The organism is Orbaceae bacterium lpD01 (assembly GCA_036251705.1).
GTDB classification, from domain to species: Bacteria; Pseudomonadota; Gammaproteobacteria; order Enterobacterales; family Orbaceae; genus Utexia; species Utexia brackfieldae.
On the sequence record CP133959.1, the window covers coordinates 707,937 to 724,670 of the forward strand.

The 16,734-nt window shown below is 40.2% G+C and carries 15 protein-coding genes; 13 read left to right on the forward strand and 2 right to left on the reverse strand.

Annotated elements, in window-relative coordinates:
• Window positions 1-4 precede the first annotated feature (4 nt).
• The 4 genes from RHO15_03170 (at window position 5) to RHO15_03185 (ending at window position 3,966) form a co-directional block, all read left to right on the forward strand.
• Window positions 5-259 (forward strand): MafI family immunity protein, encoded by a 255-nt coding sequence (locus RHO15_03170; protein WVD64526.1) that lies wholly within the window; start codon window positions 5-7, stop codon window positions 257-259.
• A 639-nt stretch (window positions 260-898) separates the two neighbouring features.
• Window positions 899-2,494 (forward strand): VENN motif pre-toxin domain-containing protein, encoded by a 1,596-nt coding sequence (locus tag RHO15_03175; GenBank protein ID WVD64527.1) that lies wholly within the window; start codon window positions 899-901, stop codon window positions 2,492-2,494.
• Window positions 2,494-2,757, forward strand: a complete 264-nt coding sequence (locus RHO15_03180; protein ID WVD64528.1) for a hypothetical protein — start codon at window positions 2,494-2,496, stop codon at window positions 2,755-2,757. The genes RHO15_03175 and RHO15_03180 overlap by 1 nt, the downstream gene beginning before the upstream one ends.
• A gap of 756 nt (window positions 2,758-3,513) precedes the next feature.
• The gene (locus RHO15_03185) at window positions 3,514-3,966 is read left to right on the forward strand and encodes a hypothetical protein (protein ID WVD64529.1); all 453 of its coding nucleotides are present in this window, start codon (window positions 3,514-3,516) and stop codon (window positions 3,964-3,966) included.
• Window positions 3,967-4,093: 127 nt separating this feature from the next.
• Here the strand turns inward: RHO15_03185 and RHO15_03190 are convergent, their stop codons facing one another.
• Window positions 4,094-4,252: a hypothetical protein gene (locus RHO15_03190; GenBank protein ID WVD64530.1), complete on the reverse strand. Its 159-nt coding sequence runs from the start codon at window positions 4,250-4,252 to the stop codon at window positions 4,094-4,096.
• Window positions 4,253-4,966: 714 nt separating this feature from the next.
• Window positions 4,967-5,665, reverse strand: a complete 699-nt coding sequence (locus RHO15_03195) for an outer membrane beta-barrel protein (protein ID WVD64531.1) — start codon at window positions 5,663-5,665, stop codon at window positions 4,967-4,969.
• 604 nt (window positions 5,666-6,269) lie between these two features.
• On the opposite strand from RHO15_03195, the gene RHO15_03200 reads away from it, so the two are divergent.
• The 9 genes from RHO15_03200 to RHO15_03240 all read left to right on the forward strand — a co-directional run bounded on the left by RHO15_03200 (window position 6,270) and on the right by RHO15_03240 (window position 16,666).
• Entirely contained in the window at window positions 6,270-6,659 is a 390-nt protein-coding gene (locus RHO15_03200) for an alkaline phosphatase (GenBank protein WVD64965.1), read from the forward strand.
• Between the two features lie 325 nt (window positions 6,660-6,984).
• Window positions 6,985-7,134, forward strand: a complete 150-nt coding sequence (locus RHO15_03205; GenBank protein WVD64532.1) for a hypothetical protein — start codon at window positions 6,985-6,987, stop codon at window positions 7,132-7,134.
• A 950-nt stretch (window positions 7,135-8,084) separates the two neighbouring features.
• Complete coding sequence (locus tag RHO15_03210) at window positions 8,085-8,612, forward strand: fimbrial protein (GenBank protein WVD64533.1); 528 nt, start codon at window positions 8,085-8,087, stop codon at window positions 8,610-8,612.
• A gap of 276 nt (window positions 8,613-8,888) precedes the next feature.
• Window positions 8,889-9,557 (forward strand): molecular chaperone, encoded by a 669-nt coding sequence (locus tag RHO15_03215; GenBank protein WVD64534.1) that lies wholly within the window; start codon window positions 8,889-8,891, stop codon window positions 9,555-9,557.
• Between the two features lie 23 nt (window positions 9,558-9,580).
• On the forward strand, window positions 9,581-12,199 hold the full coding sequence (locus RHO15_03220; protein ID WVD64535.1) for a fimbria/pilus outer membrane usher protein: 2,619 nt from the start codon (window positions 9,581-9,583) through the stop codon (window positions 12,197-12,199).
• A 29-nt stretch (window positions 12,200-12,228) separates the two neighbouring features.
• The gene (locus tag RHO15_03225) at window positions 12,229-13,557 is read left to right on the forward strand and encodes a fimbrial protein (GenBank protein ID WVD64536.1); all 1,329 of its coding nucleotides are present in this window, start codon (window positions 12,229-12,231) and stop codon (window positions 13,555-13,557) included.
• 23 nt (window positions 13,558-13,580) lie between these two features.
• Window positions 13,581-14,336 carry a molecular chaperone gene (locus RHO15_03230; GenBank protein ID WVD64537.1) on the forward strand — a complete coding sequence of 252 codons (756 nt, stop codon included), beginning with the start codon at window positions 13,581-13,583 and terminating at the stop codon, window positions 14,334-14,336.
• Between the two features lie 237 nt (window positions 14,337-14,573).
• On the forward strand, window positions 14,574-15,890 hold the full coding sequence (locus RHO15_03235; protein ID WVD64538.1) for a fimbrial protein: 1,317 nt from the start codon (window positions 14,574-14,576) through the stop codon (window positions 15,888-15,890).
• 17 nt (window positions 15,891-15,907) lie between these two features.
• On the forward strand, window positions 15,908-16,666 hold the full coding sequence (locus tag RHO15_03240; GenBank protein ID WVD64539.1) for a molecular chaperone: 759 nt from the start codon (window positions 15,908-15,910) through the stop codon (window positions 16,664-16,666).
• Window positions 16,667-16,734: the final 68 nt, after the last annotated feature.

Genomic DNA, 16,734 nt, shown 5'->3' on the forward strand with positions numbered 1-16,734 from the left:
GATAATGTTTGGTAAAAGAATTGTAGATTTTGGTAATCATTTTAAAGGTAGGTTAGAGCAAGACCTTTTGAATGGTGCACTTGATTATGTAAAGTTTAATGAAGAGACTTTATCACTAGATATACTTTGTGATCACTTGTCTGAGTATGACATTATAATTTCTCAAAAAGAATACGATGAAGTTAGTTCTTTAATTAAAGATATGGGGTTAGATGAATCAGAAAGCCCATATAAATATCTAAAAGCATTGATTAAATAAAATATTCCCCACCTAACCAGTGGGGAGTTTATTTTTTAATCTCTAGATCTGCATAGCAAGTCTGATAATTAACTTATGGTGTGCTCAACGGTAATGATGACAGGCAGTCCGGGGTAAAAGCCAAGCTGCTCCAGCCAGCGTCCTTTAATGGTTAGCTGCGGTCTGGGGTTGGGCTTTATGCCCTGCGGGGTGTAACCAATGGTATAAAATCGCTCAGTTAGGGATGTTGTGCTGCGTTTGCATGTGGTTGTTTTTAGCTTAGAATGTGCCTTAGTCATAATAACTACTCCGTATAGTTGTTGTGATTAGCAGTGTTAAGGTGTTCGAGCACCTTAATGCTGCGCTATTGTTGTTACTATTTAATGTGTTATTGCTTTATGAGTCATCCTGTTTAACCGCATTACCCAATTAACTGCTTAGCCTGATGCTTCAATATCATGGCGTCTAAAATATCCCTGACCGACTTCTGCTCGTCCGGGTTCATCTGTTTAACCGCCTCAAACTTAAGCTTAAGCTCATCCTACGGCTCGCGTTCACTCTCTTCAAATATCGGCCATCCGTGATAAGGCTAATTAGCAGCAGCTGATTAGTGATATCGCCGCGCAAGCCAAAGATATTGCCAATAAGTATGACCGGATTGTGGCACAGAATGATTTAGCGGATAAAAAAGATACAATTATCAAAGATGCTGAAGATAAGTTTGCGAATATGTCTGACGATGAAAAGAGGCGTTACGGCAGTGCAGAAAATTATGCGAATCAAACTTACTACAATGCGGTGAGCCAGCAGGTTAGTGATAATGCGCGCAAAAATATCGGCGGTATTGGCAGCAGCGTCAATAAAGGCATTGATGCGGCCACATCGGTCATTACTGGACTACTGACCGGCAATATTGCCGGTGGGCTGGCTGGTGCCAGTGCGCCGTATCTGGCTGAGCAGATTAAACTGCATACAGGCCATCAAGAGCGTGATGGCCGCTGGACAATGGATGACCCGAATGTCAATCTGGTTGCGCATGCTATACTTGGCGCGGTAGTTGCGCAGCTACAGGGTAATTCAGCTCTAGCCGGGGCGGTAGGTGCTGCGGGCGGTGAATTAATTGCTAATCAAATCCGTGAAACTCTTTATGGAAACCGGAAAGTTGAAGATTTAACTGAATCAGAAAAACAGAATATCAGTAATCTGGCTCAGCTCGCTGCGGGTCTGGGGACTACACTTGCCAGTGGTGGGGATATGGGCGATACAGGGGCTGCGGTTAGTGTGACTAAGAATGCGGTTGAGAATAATTATTTAAGCGCTGGAGAGGACAAACAAAGAAAAGATGCTGAGGATCAGTTAGCTTTAATTGAAAAAGGTACGATGGTTGTCTCAGATGAAGAGAAACGAATTCTTGAAAGTAAAGTTGCTCTTTTAAATGGACTTGATGCCTATACCAATGAGGTTTTAGCTAAGGCTTGTCAGAATTTAAGTTCAGTTGAGTGTAGTACTGAAAAAGATAAATTAAAAGAAGTTTATCAGTCCTATTTTAATACAATCTCACCAAAAGATGTGGTAGCTTATAATGATGCTTATAATACCTATGCGCAATATTACGACGGTTATAAAGATATTGAAGCCTTAACATTTGGCTTAGATATCGCGCAAGCTCAGGTAGATAGAGATATTTTAGCACAGCGTATCAGTAAAAATTGGGATGTTGATAAAGCCACTGCAGATAAGATTGTTTTGGGTATGCGCATCAGTAATGATGTATTTGGCCTTGCAGCAGCCGTAGTTGGCTCTAAAGTTGTGAATGAAGTAGGCACAGCACCCAAAGTATCTAACAATACTTCAGCAGGTAAAGCTACTACTGGTGGTAGTGCGATTGGTGACGGTACTAGTGCTGGAAAGGGGGCGAGTGGGCAAACGGGGAATACTTTAGAATGGAATTCTTGGCAAAATTATCAAAAAACAACTATTGATGGTAAACAGTACGCCCAAGTTGGTGACAGATTATACTCCCAACATGCAGTTGATAGAATGCAACCGTCAGGATTAGGATCGCCTGCCGGTACAGCCGGAGCTGGACGCAATATTTCCCCTGGCATTGTGGAATATACTATTCAAAATGGAACTAAGACTAATTCTACGGTTAATGGTGTAGAAAGGACAGTACATTGGAGTGGTGACGTGGGAGTTGTTACTGAAAATAATGGTAAAGTTATTGTGACTATTCTAAGACGGAGTGAAAAATAATGAATTGGATATATCCTGATGTTGTTAATGAGTTAAAAAAGAAGTGTGATTCTTTTTTGCATAAAGAAATTAGTGTAGAGGAAATGCAAGCTAGTATCTATGAGGCTGAGCATCAAATTCTAGCATTAGAAGAAAAATGGCTAAGAGAATTACTTTTTGATGCGGAAAATCAAATTGAATTAAACCATTATACAATAGATAGCGATAAATTAGAGCTATCTATTGAATCTATTATTAAGAACATAATAATGAAAATATCATAGCTATTTAATCCTCCTAGAACAGCATTCTAGGAGTTTAATTTGGTTGATATACTGATAAAAAATATAAGGAAGTCATATGATATTATTAATATTAATTATCTTTTTTATCAATCTTATGTTTTTTGTGAAAGATTCTTTATTTAATCAGTGGATAATTTACTCTCAACTTAACGATCCAAAAGAGTTTATGATATGAAAGAGTGATATGTTTAAGCTCGATATGGATAGGTATTATGCTGGCGATGAACTATCAGTGCTGGGCGACAAGATAAAATATCAGTGTATCCGTAACCATACTTTTCAATACAAGATAGATCTATTCTAACTTATCAACAATCAGCAGAGTAACGAGAGTACAGTCGTCTAGATCTGCTTAATCTTTTTTAGTAAATCAGATGCTGGAAAGGGGACGATAGCCCCACAAGGCTATAATGTTGATCCTAATAAATTTGACTATTTCTTTGGTAAGGTAACAACTGGGAACCCTCATAATGTTCAGCGTTTCGCGCAAAACTTAAAAGATTTAAATACACTTGGGATTAAAACGGAACAACAATTAGTTTCTGTATTTAATAAGGCAGCCAGTGAAGGAACTATTGTTTCACAGAAATCAAATAATTTTGGGACAACAATAACTAAGTCAATTAATGTTTCAGATAAAGGAGCTATTCAGGTAAGTTTCTTCTACTCTAATGGCAATTTAAATGCGACACCAAAAGTTACAACCTTAATTCCAAAATTATCGGGGGGTACTAAGTGATTAATTTGATAAAAATAGATGATAAAGAATTTAATAATAGTCAATTACCAATTCTTTTTCATGAACTAGAGTATGCTCGTTATTTTTATTTTTTAGTTTATAACGAATTAAGTGTATTAAGATTTTCTGCTCAAAGTGAAATAGATCCAATAGTCAAAGAAATAGGTAAAGGAATTGCTGTTGGAATAGATCAGTCTGTTGGCTTCTGGGATGTATCAAAAAAGAAAATATCTAGTACGGTATCATTACCATCTTTTTTCTATGATTTTTATTTTTCAGAAAAATATATTTTTATCGTATGTGAGGTAGATGTTGTTATATTGGAAATTAATACATTAGTAGAATATAAGAGCTTATCGTTTAGTGAATATATTGATCATATTGAGTTAAACGATGATAGCCTTGTGATCAATTTTATTAATGATGATATTGAGTCAATTTTAATTTAGAAAACCAAGCTCCCCACCTAACCAGTGGAGAGTTTATTTTAAATCTCTAGATCTGCATAGCAAGTTCAATAATCAACTTATCCTGTTCAACAATAATGACGACGGGCTGCCTGGTAGTAAAGCCGATCTACTCAAGCCAACGGCCTTTAATGGTGAGCTGTAGCCTTGGGTTAGGCGGCTTTCCCCAACCCGTTGGTACATAGCCGATGGTATAAAACCGCTCAGTCAGGGATGTTGTACTGTCTTTGCGTGTCGCTGATTTTAGCTTAGAATATGCCTTAGCCATAGTTAACTCCGTATAAGTGAACGGTGGTAGCAGGGTAACCTGTTACAACTGTGCTTAATTTACATGTTTATTTTCTCTACTCAGATATTCTACAAGCCTATAATTTTAATCTGCTTCTTAAATAAAAACACATCAAAAAATATCTTAAATTATCGTCTTTCTTAATCTCCTGAAATAGCTTTTAAAACCGTCATTAAACTGATATTGGCCATAACCTCAATATTCAAACCCTACAAGATAGTGATAACTATGATTCTGAGGAATTAACCGGCGCAGCAATTACCTAGCAGGCCGAAGTTAAGAGTAACAATAAACTTGATACTGACAACATCAGCTTTAACACTATTGAGAACAAAGCCGATTACCCGGTCAATAGCAAAACCATTCAGCTAGGTACAGATGCAGGCTCAGGAATGATGCCAATGCCAAGTGCGCCGTCTATATATCACAAAAGTGAGAGCATCGATTACCATCCAATCAGCTGTCGAATGTGGATAACTTGAATTGCAATACCATCCTATGACGTATGCTAATAATCCATAAGTGATACATTGGATAAACAACATAACAGAAAGATGATTAAGACCATATAAAAAAATCCCCGTCTATAAACGGGGATTTTATCTTCGCGATTGGCCTCATCGGTCAAGCGTTAGTTTGGTTGGTGATACTGATTACCACTAACCGCGCTAAGCAGAACCTGCGCCAGCTCAATTAGAATGTGTAACGAGCACCAATAAAGAACTCATTTGAATAAAGGTGACCCTTCATTTGCTCATCTTGTAAGCCACGTGCGTTAGCAAATTGGTTCATGCCACTTTCAACTTTACCTAGATCAACAAAACGGTAGCCTAAGTCAAAAGCGATTTGTGACGTTAACGCATAGCTCACACCGGCACCGATTGAATAAGCAAGGTTCGTATCGTTGTTATTGGCATATTCACGTGTTGCATTACCCTGCCAGCCGCCAGTTTTAGTTTTAACCACACCAAGACCAACAGTACCGTAAACAGAAACACCGTAATCTAAGTAGAAGCTTTTATAGACGTTAGCCATAAATCGTTGATTCTCAGTTTTCATATGATTGAAACTGGTTGGGAAGGTGGTTGAACCGCTGGTATATTCAGCTTTTTTCTTGAAGGTATATTCACCTTCAACACGCCAGCCATTACCAAAGTTATAGCCGGCTGCTAATGATGAATTATAGAAATTATCTTTCTCTTCACCAGACACAAAGCTGCCGATACCTGGACGTGCGCTGGTATCCATTGAATCCGCTTTTTGGTAAGCACGAGTCGCTTTAACTGAAACATAATAACCTTCGTTATCTGAAGTTTCGTTAGCTGAAACCGCTGTTGCAGCACCTAAAAGACAAGTACCTGAAAGTAACATAAGCATAACTTGTTTGTTCATAAATTTCTCCATTCAATTCTATCGGGATTATTGTTTTATCTGATATTTACTTTACCGCTGTACCCGCAACACAAAGGGTTTCGTTGAAAAGGCCTGCGTTAAATCAAACATCTTAAAATTATTGTTTTAATCTTACCATAGATAAGTCTGTTGATAATTATATCCCTATGTTTTATATGGAAATTATTATCCTTCTTCACTTATCTACACACTAAGATTCTTGCTGAAAATAACAGAATATTCAGATAAAGTACATTAATATATTAAATGATATGTAAATATTGTGAAAATGCCTTAAATTTTTACGAATATTTAGTGGTCATAAGGAGATAACCGAGTAATTGTCATAGGTTGATTGCCATTAAATATCACCAGTTACCTCAGGCTACAAATTGCAAAAAATATTACAACGCAAATGTCGTCAAATTGCATGATTAATTTTTGCACTGATTACTGTTTAATGATGCAGAGCGCACCGCTGCGTATCATTATATGAAAAGTGTTGGCGATTATTTGGCGGGTCTGAATGCACGATCTTTTAGTTGTTCATATATTTACTACGCTTTGGATAAAGAAACACGCTTACCTAACTATGTGATGGACTCTGCCGGCCTGGAGGACTGGTATGAAAACCTATAATGGGGCATTAAACGTTGATATTGATGAGGTGCCGCATCAAATTTTACCTGAATTAGTCAAAGCACAAGGGAAAGCAACGGGGAATATTACGACGGCTCAAATTCAAGATGCGATACCGGCGGCGCTGTATTCCCCTATAACAGATAGCCAATGTTATGGACCAGAGATGACGAGCCAAACCTGTAAAAGTAATGCGTTAGAAAATAGCGGGCAAGGCCCTATCACGGGACAACTGTTGCAAACTCGAGCTGACTTAATCTTGGATGATGGTGCACAAAACTTTAACGAGTGCGCTAAAGCGGATGATTGGCAGGATAAGACATTGGTGGAACAAGCTGAGTGGCGGGGATATTAAGTCGTCACTGATTGAGCAGCGCTCAATCGCGTCACAAAAGTGGATCAACATCAGCCGATATTGGGGTTGTTTGCGCAGGGTAATATGCCGATGCATTGGCTTGGGGCACAAGTGGTTATCATGGTAATGTGCGTGAGCAGACGTTCACTTGTCAAATAAATATCGAACGGACTACCGCAAAAACGACGTTGACGGAGATGACACAAAAAAGAGATTGTGCAGCCCAAAGCTAATCCACAAGGATTTTTTTGTAGGTAGAAGGCGCTTCTATTGATAAACAGACGCATTATGCCATCCTTGTGGGCAGTTTGGCATAAATGAGCCCGTGCAAGTCGCGCAGGCCATTGCCAAACAAAGGAGGAATACCTTGGTGATTGTGACGGCTGACCACGCGTATGCGGCGCAAATTATTCCTGCCGAAAGCCATGCTTATGGCTTAACCCAAAAACTAATAACGCAAGATGGTTGCCCATGACGATGAGTTACGCAACCAGTGAAAGCGAAAGTCAGGCATATTCAGGCTCACAAGTGAACGTAGCAGCTTATCGACTCTGGACGGCGAATGTAAGTGGATTAATCGATCAAACCGCTCTCTTTTTTATTATAAGTCAAGCATTAGGCTTAAAGATAACCAATGATCGCTTACCTTTAATGATCACTTAAATTTATCTTAGTTGAATCAGTCATTCATCAAGCCCTATTTTTTATGAAATAGCCGCGGAAAGATTTAATGCCGCGGCTCTTTTTTATCGAAATGCCAGACCGATTCATATCATATTTTTTACATTATCAGACAGCAAAGATTTTACATAAATCTGTTTAACGTCATAGTTAAATGCTATTGATTTTATTTTAAATCTTGTTTTGCGATTAAATTAACATCAAATATCTATTAAAAAATAGCTTAATAATGTTATTAATTGTGTTGTTTTTGCTCTTTTTATAATTGCATCCACTTGAAATAAATAAATAAAAGCGATAATTGGTTAATTAAATCAATATGTTAAACGTTAAGAATATGTCTGTTAAATAATTCCCTAAGTTAATTTTCATGATTATTGAAAGTATTATTGTTAAGAAATCGTAATAAAATGCTAGACAAATTAGTAAGCAGTTGTAATAATGACCATATCTATCAGAGTAATCATCGATAACAATATTTATATTGCATAAGATGCTGATGGTAAATAGGTCTTATTTGATTAAAATCTTTTAAAAACAAGATGTTATCATGTATGATTGTATTCATTACAATTAAATTACATTATACTGTCTAAATCTTACAGCTGAATGTTATAATGAGTGAGCAGTAAGCGCTCTAATGCCGTTTAAACTGTAGAAACATCAATAATGTGAATAATAATAAAAAGTATTTTTCCAAAAGATACTTTTGATTTTTAAGTTAAAATAATCTTGGAAATAACAATGAAAAAATTACTATCAACTGCTATTTTAGCAGCAAGCGTTCTTCCAGCTTTCGCTTTCGCTGTACAATCAAACACAGTGACATTCAAAGGCGAAGTCTCTTCTCAAACTTGTGATGTTTCTATCAATGGCGTAAAAGAAACGCCAGTGATTTTACTTCCAACTGTAGCTGCAACGCAGCTTGCCACTAAAGGCTCAACTGCAGCAGAAACTAATTTCACCATCGATATCTCTGGCTGTAACCAAACATTAACTAAAGCAAAAGCTATTTTTGCCGGTAATAACGTGACAACTACAGGTAACCTTGGTAATACCGGTACTGCGACTAAAGTTTCAATTCAAGTTAAAGATGGAGTGGGTAACTCAGTGCTTAACTTTAATGGTACTGACACCGTTTCTGGTATCACGGCTATTTCAACTTCAGGTACTGCAAGCTTACCGTTTAGCGCAAGCTATTTTGCTGAAGATGCTGGTGTGACTGCGGGTACTGTAGTTGCTTCAGCTCAATATGCAATCTCTTACGAGTAATCGACACGAAGCATTAAGTTGTAAGCAAAACGGTACCTATTCTTAAGATAGGTACCGTTATAGATTTGGGCATATTGCCTAGTATAAGATATTTAAATTGCGCTGATATTTCGCTTAAAATCATTTTTCATTCATCGCACAGGTCTCAATAACTGAATAACTATAATAAGCAGGCTTATGAGTATGAATAACAGCTTTTATACAATAATAAAGTTTTCACTACTTGCAAAAATCAGATCACTTGCTCTGTTTCTTGTTACCCTAATGATAACTAACATGGCGTTTGCATCCGTTGTTGTCACTGGTAATCGAATTATATATCCTGCGTCGGCAAGCGAAAAAGTTGTTCAGTTTACCAATGGTGACCAAGCCCCTTATATGGTTCAGATTTGGACCGATATTAATAATCCCAACTCAACGGTTGAAAATGCGGATGGTCCTTTTGTGGCTAATCCGCAAATGTTTCGTATGGCGCCAAATTCGGGACAAGCGGTTCGATTAATATATACCGGTAAAACAGCTTTACCGACCGATAGAGAGTCTGTTTTTTATTTTAATTTTTTGCAAATCCCCTCTTTGAAACAAGCTGATGCGAATAAAAATAAATTAGCCTTGTTAATTACTAACCGTTTAAAAATCTTTTATCGACCGGATGGTTTAGCCGGGTCGCCAGAGAAAGTAGCCGATAACTTAAGCTTTCTACTCAACAATAAGACCATCGAAGTGGCTAACATGAGTGCTTATCATGCCAGTTTTACCGAAGCTGCGATCGTTGATAAAAATGGTAAAGTCCTTTTGACTGTTCCAAAAACAACCATGGTCGCGCCAAAATCAACGGTAAGCTGGTCCTTACCCAAATCGCTTAAGCAAGATAATTTATTGATCGATTACTCGTTAGTCAATGATTATGGTGTGCCCGTCAAACACCAGCAAATACTTAACTAGTCATATAACGGGTAACAGCGAATATGCGATTATTCAAGGGTATCATCACATTTTCACGCTTTATGTCGATAAACATAGGGACGTTGATTATTTATCTGGCGATACATTCACCGGTAATTTATGCGGCAGAGACTGCTCAGTCCAATTCTGCTGACGATGATTATTTGTTTGATAGTTCTTTATTAAGGGGTAACCGATTTAATATTGGTAACCTTAGTCGCTTTAATGATGCAGGGACGGTGGAACCCGGTACCTATAAAGTTGATCTCTACGTCAACAATCTCTTCTCTGAGCAACTGGACGTTAAATTTATTCAATCGGCCTCCGGTAAAATTGTACCGGTTTTTTCTCGTGCGTTCCTGTTAGGATTAGGGATCAAACCGGAGGCGATGACCGCCAGCACAAGTAGCGCTGATGCAAACAGTGATGATACGAACCTGATTCCAGATGAAGTCATCCAGGGGGCTAAAAGTACCTTAACCTTTTCTAACCTGAAGCTCGATCTGGCGATCCCACAAGCCTTAATGAAGACCTTACCAAGAGGTTATGTGGCACCGGATAAACTTGATTCGGGTGAAACCATGTTATTTGTGAACTATATGGCCAATCAGTATCATGTAGGTTATAAAAATAGTACAACCAAAAGTATGGACTCGAGTTATATCAACCTCAATGGCGGCTTTAATTTAGGATTATGGCGTTATCGGCAGCAATCTTATTATACACAACAAAGTGGTGGCGATGGTCAATTTGTCACCACCAATCGATATGTTCAGCGAGCGATTGTGCCATTACAGAGTGAGTTATTAATTGGTGAGGGTTATACCAATGGTAACTATTTTTCCGGTATGGGATTTCGCGGTATTTCATTAAATTCTGATGATCGAATGCTGCCTGATTCTCAGCAAGGTTATGCGCCGATTGTGAATGGTGTGGCGAGAACCAATGCCAAGGTTACGATAACGCAGGGCGGATCGATTATCTATGAAACCACCGTGCCTCCGGGTCCGTTTACTATTAACGATCTCTACAGTACTAATTATTCAGGCGATCTGCAGGTCAGTGTGCAAGAGGCGGATGGTTCTATCAGCTCATTTACGGTGCCGTTTGCCTCAGTGCCTGGTTCATTAAGGGCTGGGACCTTCCGCTATAATATGACAGTCGGTAAATCACGCTTTGTTGGTGATAATAATGGCTTTGCTGAATTAGTATTTAGACGCGGAATCAGTAATGCTGTGACCATCAATATGGGTTCGAGAATAGCCAAAGACTACTATTCAGCCCTGCTTGGTGGCGTTTATACCTCTTGGTTGGGCGCGATAGGTTTTGATACCACCTTCTCAACGGCACAATTACCGACTGGCTCAACCTCAGGTTGGAAAGCGCGGCTCTCTTATAGCAAAGCCTATGAGCCGACCAATACCTCTTTCTCGGTGTCAACCAACTACTACTCAACTTCCGGTTTTAGGGAGCTTAGTGATGTGTTAGGGGTGCGGGAGGCCATGCGCAGTAATGGTTACGATAATTGGCATTCTGAAACCTATAATCAACGTTCGCGATTTGACTTATCCATTAATCAAAGCCTGGGTAAACTGGGTTCACTATTTTTATCTGGCGCAATTCAAAATTACTACGGTAATCACCGGCAAGATAAACAACTGCAATTAAGTTATGGTAAAGTCTTTGCTAATGGTATGTCACTCAATGTCTCGGTTAACCGTACCACGATGGGGGCCACCATTTTTGATGGTAATGGATTGTATGAACCCTCCAATCTGTCTAATAAATCTAGCGATACCAAAGAAACCACCATGCTGGTCTCGTTATCGGTCCCTTTTGGCCGTAGCACGAACTCGCCTATTTTTACTAACAGTGTAAGTCATAGTAATACGAATGGTACCTCGCTATTATCATCACTGTCAGGATCCATCGGTGAGTCACAAAACCTCAATTATAGTGTGAACTATTCAACCGATAGTCATGAGCATATCGACACCTGGAATGGTTCACTACAGTCTCGTTTACCGATTGGTACGGTAGGTCTTTCTGGTGCTACTTCGGATAACTATTGGCAGACTGCTGCAACCATGCAGGGCGCTTTAGTCGTTCATCGTGGCGGCGTCACCTTAGGGCCATATGTTGGGGATACGTTTGCCATTGTTCAGGCTGATGGTGCGAGAGGTGCTAAAATTGTTGGTGGACAGGGATCGTCGATTGACTGGTTAGGTTATGCGCTTGTCCCATCGTTGTCTCCTTATCGTTATAATACCATTATTCTTAGTCCGGAAGGGATGAATTCAACGGTCGAACTTGAGTCAGGTCAGTTCCGGGTTGCCCCTTATGCAGGCGCAGCGGTCAAGGTTAACTTTAGAACCGATAAAGGCTATCCGGTGTTAATTACGGCCATTCGTCCGGATGGTATGGCGATGTTACCAATGGGCGCAGAGGTGTTTAATAGTGACAATCACTCGATCGGGATGGTTGGTCAAGGTGGCCAAATCTATGTTCGCGCCAATCAATTAAAAGATACGCTTACTATTCAATGGGGCAATACCACGGATGAACAGTGTAAGTTGACCTATGATTTGGATGGGCAAGACTTAAAGCAGCCGCTTATTTTATTAAAAGCAACCTGCCAATAATAATAATAAAAATCGTACCGAGAAACTGGATGAAAAAATATTTAAAAATGAATAAACAAGTATGGTCAATTCTCTTGCTAATATTATTTACAGGTTATCACTCTATGGCTAATGCGACCTGTGTACGTGTAGCACCGGCGATTGATGCAGGTTGTGATGCGTGTGGAGTGAGTCCTGGTTTTGGTAAGGTTAATTTGACCAATAGTTATCTACAACCGGTGGGGTCGATACTGGCGACCTCTATTTTCGATTTTACAACAGGTGTTCGTTATCCCGATCCCAACAAAGTACTTTATCAATGTGATGTTAGTGATATTGGACAAATTTATGAACAATTCGTCACTAATGCTGATGATCGTGTTGGGGGTTTCTTTGATCTGGGGGCGACGGATGGTAATCCTAATTTTTTTGCCACTTATTTTCCTTATGTGGGAATTAAATTAACCCATATGCGTTCTGGTACGGTATTTACCCGCAATTACCAGTCGGTTCCGTTGACCAGTTATGAAACCGTCGGCACGAAAATCAATATCCGCGTCAAAGATTTAAGTCCTATCAAAGCTGAATTAATTCGTCTGAGCACGTTGCCGCCAACAACCGGTGCGCTCTCTAATTTCTGTGGTGGGATGGCCTCAACAACGGCACCGGATAGTTATACCTGCATTCAGCCCAATGGTTATGTTATATTTGTTGGTCCAGGTATTGCTGGCGAAGTTGATGGTTCTGATGGCGGTACTAACTACTCGACCTGGTTTACCGGGCGCTGGAATGCGATAGGTATGGGCACCTCACCGCGGCCGGCCATCTCTTATGCCAGTAGCTGTGCCGTGCGTAATGTAACGCCGATTGTGGTTTTTCCAACGGTTTCTGATGTGAGTTTAAATGCAGGTAATACTGTGCAAGGTGACCTGACCATTACCCTGGAGTGTGATGATAAATTATCGCCCAGCGATTTGGGGATGGTTATGCTAGGTTTACAGACCTCTTATCCCACTTATCTGACTGAGCAAAACTTAGGGTTAGTCAATGCCAATGGCGGGATGAAATACCTATTGTCAGATGATTATGATACTGAAACGACAGTTGCCAAAGGGGTGGGTATTACCTTAACCCATACCGCTTCAGGCACGCCAATGAATTTTGTTGGCTGGTCGAACTGTACGACCGCAGGCTGTCCAACCACCACGGAATCAGGTTGGTATCCGGCACTATATGCGGCGACTGCAGCGCCGAGTAAAATGGCCGGTTATGCCATGTGGACAACCCAACTTACCGCCTCACTGACCAAAATCCCGGGAATGACCGTGGTGCCAGGTAAGGTTAAAGCGACGGCTTATGTGTTAGCGCGCGTTCAATAATGGGAAGATTGACATCAATCAGAATGAGAAATTATTTTAGTGTTGGTTCGGTCTTATTCAGTCTGGCACTCAGTCTGGTATTGAGTCAGTCAGTTTGGGCAGGGATTATTGCCGAAAGAAATCGGATTATCTTTCCGGAAGGTGTGGATGAGCAAGATTTAATGATTGCCAACACCAATAAATATCCGATTATTGTGCAGACCTGGATTGATGATGGTGATGTCAATAATACACCGGAAAAAACCGAAGCCCCTTTTGTCGTCTTACCGGCGGTATTTAAGATGAATTCGAACGATGCGAAAGGTCTGCGTATAATTTTTAAACATCAGCCATTGCCCGATGATCGCGAATCGCTTTATTGGCTCAATATTTATGAAATTCCGCCTCAGCATAAATCAACGTCAAATAATACCGCTGAACTAGTTGTGGCGATGAATACACAAATGAAGATCCTCTATCGACCTACCGCACTCATCAATCAAAAAGTGGATCTGCTCAGTAGCTTACAGTTCTCAATTGTGAAAGATAAACAAGATATTATGCTCAACGCCACCAATCCAACTGGTTATTATGCCTCATTTTCCAGCCTAAAATTATTGATTAATGGGCACGAGTATAAGTCAGAGCAAAAGCTCGATATGATGGTTGCACCTAAATCGACTGAGCAGTTTGTATTTAAAAAACTGAGCGCAGTTAGTCAGGGACAAGCGATTAATTTATCGTTTATGTTAATTGATGATTTAGGCCATTCTCACCAAGGGCATCGGAAAAATCTGTAAAATTCTACTCTCTTGATTGAAAGCTTTGTCATCATTGCGCTAATGTGGCAGAATGGTCAACTTTATGTTTTGGCAAGCTATTTTCGATAGCTTAACCATTTAGTGACAAAATGCGGCAATGAATTGCCAAATGATTGTTGAGTTGGATTGATAAAATCCACTACAGCCATCAATTTTATGTAAAGCATCTTGTCAGTCAACATTAATCATATAGCGATAGCGTAAAGGAGAAAGAGTATGAAAATTTACAAATATATCTGGTCTATCCTTCTGTTGATATTATTCACTGGTTATCATACGGTTGCCAATGCAACCTGTGTGCGTGTTGCGCCTGCCATTGATGCTGGTTGCGATGCCTGTGGTGTAAGCCCTGGTTTTGCCAATATCAATCTGACAAATAGCTATTTACAACCGGTTGGCACAATGCTGGCAACGGCTATTTTCGATTTTACTACCGGTGTACGCTATCCTAATCCCGATAAAGTGCTGTATCAATGTGATTTAAGTGATGTCGGTCAGATTTATGAACAGATCGCCACGAATGGTGATGATCGGGTTGGCGGCTTTTTTGACTTAGGTACTCTTGATGGTAATCCCAATTATTTTGCGACCTATTTTCCTTATGTTGGCATCAAATTAACTCATATGCGTTCAGGGACGGTTTTTACCCGTACTTGGCAATCGGTTCCGCTTACCAGTTATCAGACTGTTGGCAATAAAATTAATATTCGGGTGCGGGATTTAAGTCCCATCAAAGCGGAGTTAATTAAACTGAGCACTTTACCGCCAGCAACCGGCGCTGCCTCAAACTATTGTCTCGGTATGGCATCGACGACGGCGCCAGGCAGTTATACCTGTATCCAGCCTAATGGCTATGTACTGTTTGTTGGGCCGGGGATTGGTGGTGAAGTTGATGGTACCGATAGTGCTTATAATTTCGGCACCTGGGGTACTGGTCGCTGGAATGCGATAGGTATGGGCACTGCGCCGCGGCCGTCCATCTCTTACAATGTCAGTTGTGCAATCCGTAATGTCACGCCAGTCGTAATGTTCCCAACCATTTCTGATGTGAGTTTAAACGAAGGTAATATCGTACAGGGACAACTTACCATCACCATGGAGTGTGATGATAAATTATCGCCGAGTGATTTAGGTTCCGTGGTATTAGGTTTACAGACTTCCTATCCAGCGTATCTGACCTCGCAAAATTTAGGTTTAGTGAATGCCAATGGCGGACTAAAATACTTGATCTCTGATGATTATGATACCGATTCAACCGTGGCCAAAGGAGTGGGGATTACTTTAACCCATACCGCATCGGGCATGTCGATGAATTTTGTCGGCTGGGCTAACTGTACCACAGCAGGTTGTCCAACCAGTACTGAGTCGGGTTGGTATCCGGCTTTATATGGTGCCTCTGCTGCTCCGAATAAAGTGGCCGGTTACTCAATGTGGACTACTCAACTTACCGCAACCCTGATCAAGATACCGGGGATGACTATCGTGCCAGGTAAAGTGAAAGCGACCGCCTATGTATTAGCCCGTGTTCAATAAAAGGAAGATGAAAATCAATGAGAAATTATATTAATGTTTGTCTCTTTTTATTCAGTTTCGGACTCAGTCACGGTGTTTTCGCCGGTATCATTGCGGAGAATAGCCGTATTATCTTCGATGAAGGGATGAATCAGCAAAGTTTGATGATAGCCAATACCAATAAATATCCGATTATTGTGCAAACCTGGATTGATAATGGCGATGTCAACAATACGCCAGAAAAAACCGATGCCCCTTTTATTGTATTACCGGCCGTATTTAAAATGAATCCGAATGATACCAAGGGGCTGCGGATTATGTTTAAACATCAGCCATTACCGGATGATCGCGAGTCGCTTTATTGGCTCAATATTTATGAGATTCCGCCTAAACATAAATCGACATCAGACAGTGTGCCAGAGCTGGTTGTGGCGATGAATACCCAAATGAAGATATTTTATCGCCCCAAAGCGCTGGCTAATCAAAAAGTGGATCTGCTCAGTCGTCTGCAGTTTTCAATCACGCAAGATAAGCCAGATATTATTCTCAATGTCACTAACCCAACCGGATATTATGCTTCATTTTCCAGTATTAAATTATTAGTAAATGGGCAGGACTATAAGCCTGAGCAAAAACTCGATGTGATGGTTAGCCCACAATCTTCTGAGCAGTTTGTCTTTAAGCAGCTTGGCAGTATCAGTCAGGGGAAAAATATTGATTTAACCTTTATGCTGATAGACGATCACGGTCGTTCACAGCCAGGCCAACGCCAAAATATCCCATCCTCTTCAGATTAATCGTCCGCCGGGTTTGTCGATACAGCCCGGCCAATAGCTGTTTTATTTTTAGCCATTGATCGTTCTTT

Excerpts from the sequence above, each read along its gene's own strand:
- RHO15_03170 (WVD64526.1), top strand. The coding sequence starts at position 5 with ATGTTTGGTAAAAGAATTGTAGATTTTGGTAATCATTTTAAAGGTAGG.
- RHO15_03180 (WVD64528.1), top strand. The coding sequence starts at position 2,494 with ATGAATTGGATATATCCTGATGTTGTTAATGAGTTAAAAAAGAAGTGT.
- RHO15_03190 (WVD64530.1), bottom strand. The coding sequence starts at position 4,252 with ATGGCTAAGGCATATTCTAAGCTAAAATCAGCGACACGCAAAGACAGT.
- RHO15_03195 (WVD64531.1), bottom strand. The coding sequence starts at position 5,665 with ATGAACAAACAAGTTATGCTTATGTTACTTTCAGGTACTTGTCTTTTA.
- RHO15_03210 (WVD64533.1), top strand. The coding sequence starts at position 8,085 with ATGAAAAAATTACTATCAACTGCTATTTTAGCAGCAAGCGTTCTTCCA.
- RHO15_03215 (WVD64534.1), top strand. The coding sequence starts at position 8,889 with ATGGCGTTTGCATCCGTTGTTGTCACTGGTAATCGAATTATATATCCT.
- RHO15_03220 (WVD64535.1), top strand. The coding sequence starts at position 9,581 with ATGCGATTATTCAAGGGTATCATCACATTTTCACGCTTTATGTCGATA.
- RHO15_03225 (WVD64536.1), top strand. The coding sequence starts at position 12,229 with ATGAAAAAATATTTAAAAATGAATAAACAAGTATGGTCAATTCTCTTG.
- RHO15_03230 (WVD64537.1), top strand. The coding sequence starts at position 13,581 with ATGAGAAATTATTTTAGTGTTGGTTCGGTCTTATTCAGTCTGGCACTC.
- RHO15_03235 (WVD64538.1), top strand. The coding sequence starts at position 14,574 with ATGAAAATTTACAAATATATCTGGTCTATCCTTCTGTTGATATTATTC.
- RHO15_03240 (WVD64539.1), top strand. The coding sequence starts at position 15,908 with ATGAGAAATTATATTAATGTTTGTCTCTTTTTATTCAGTTTCGGACTC.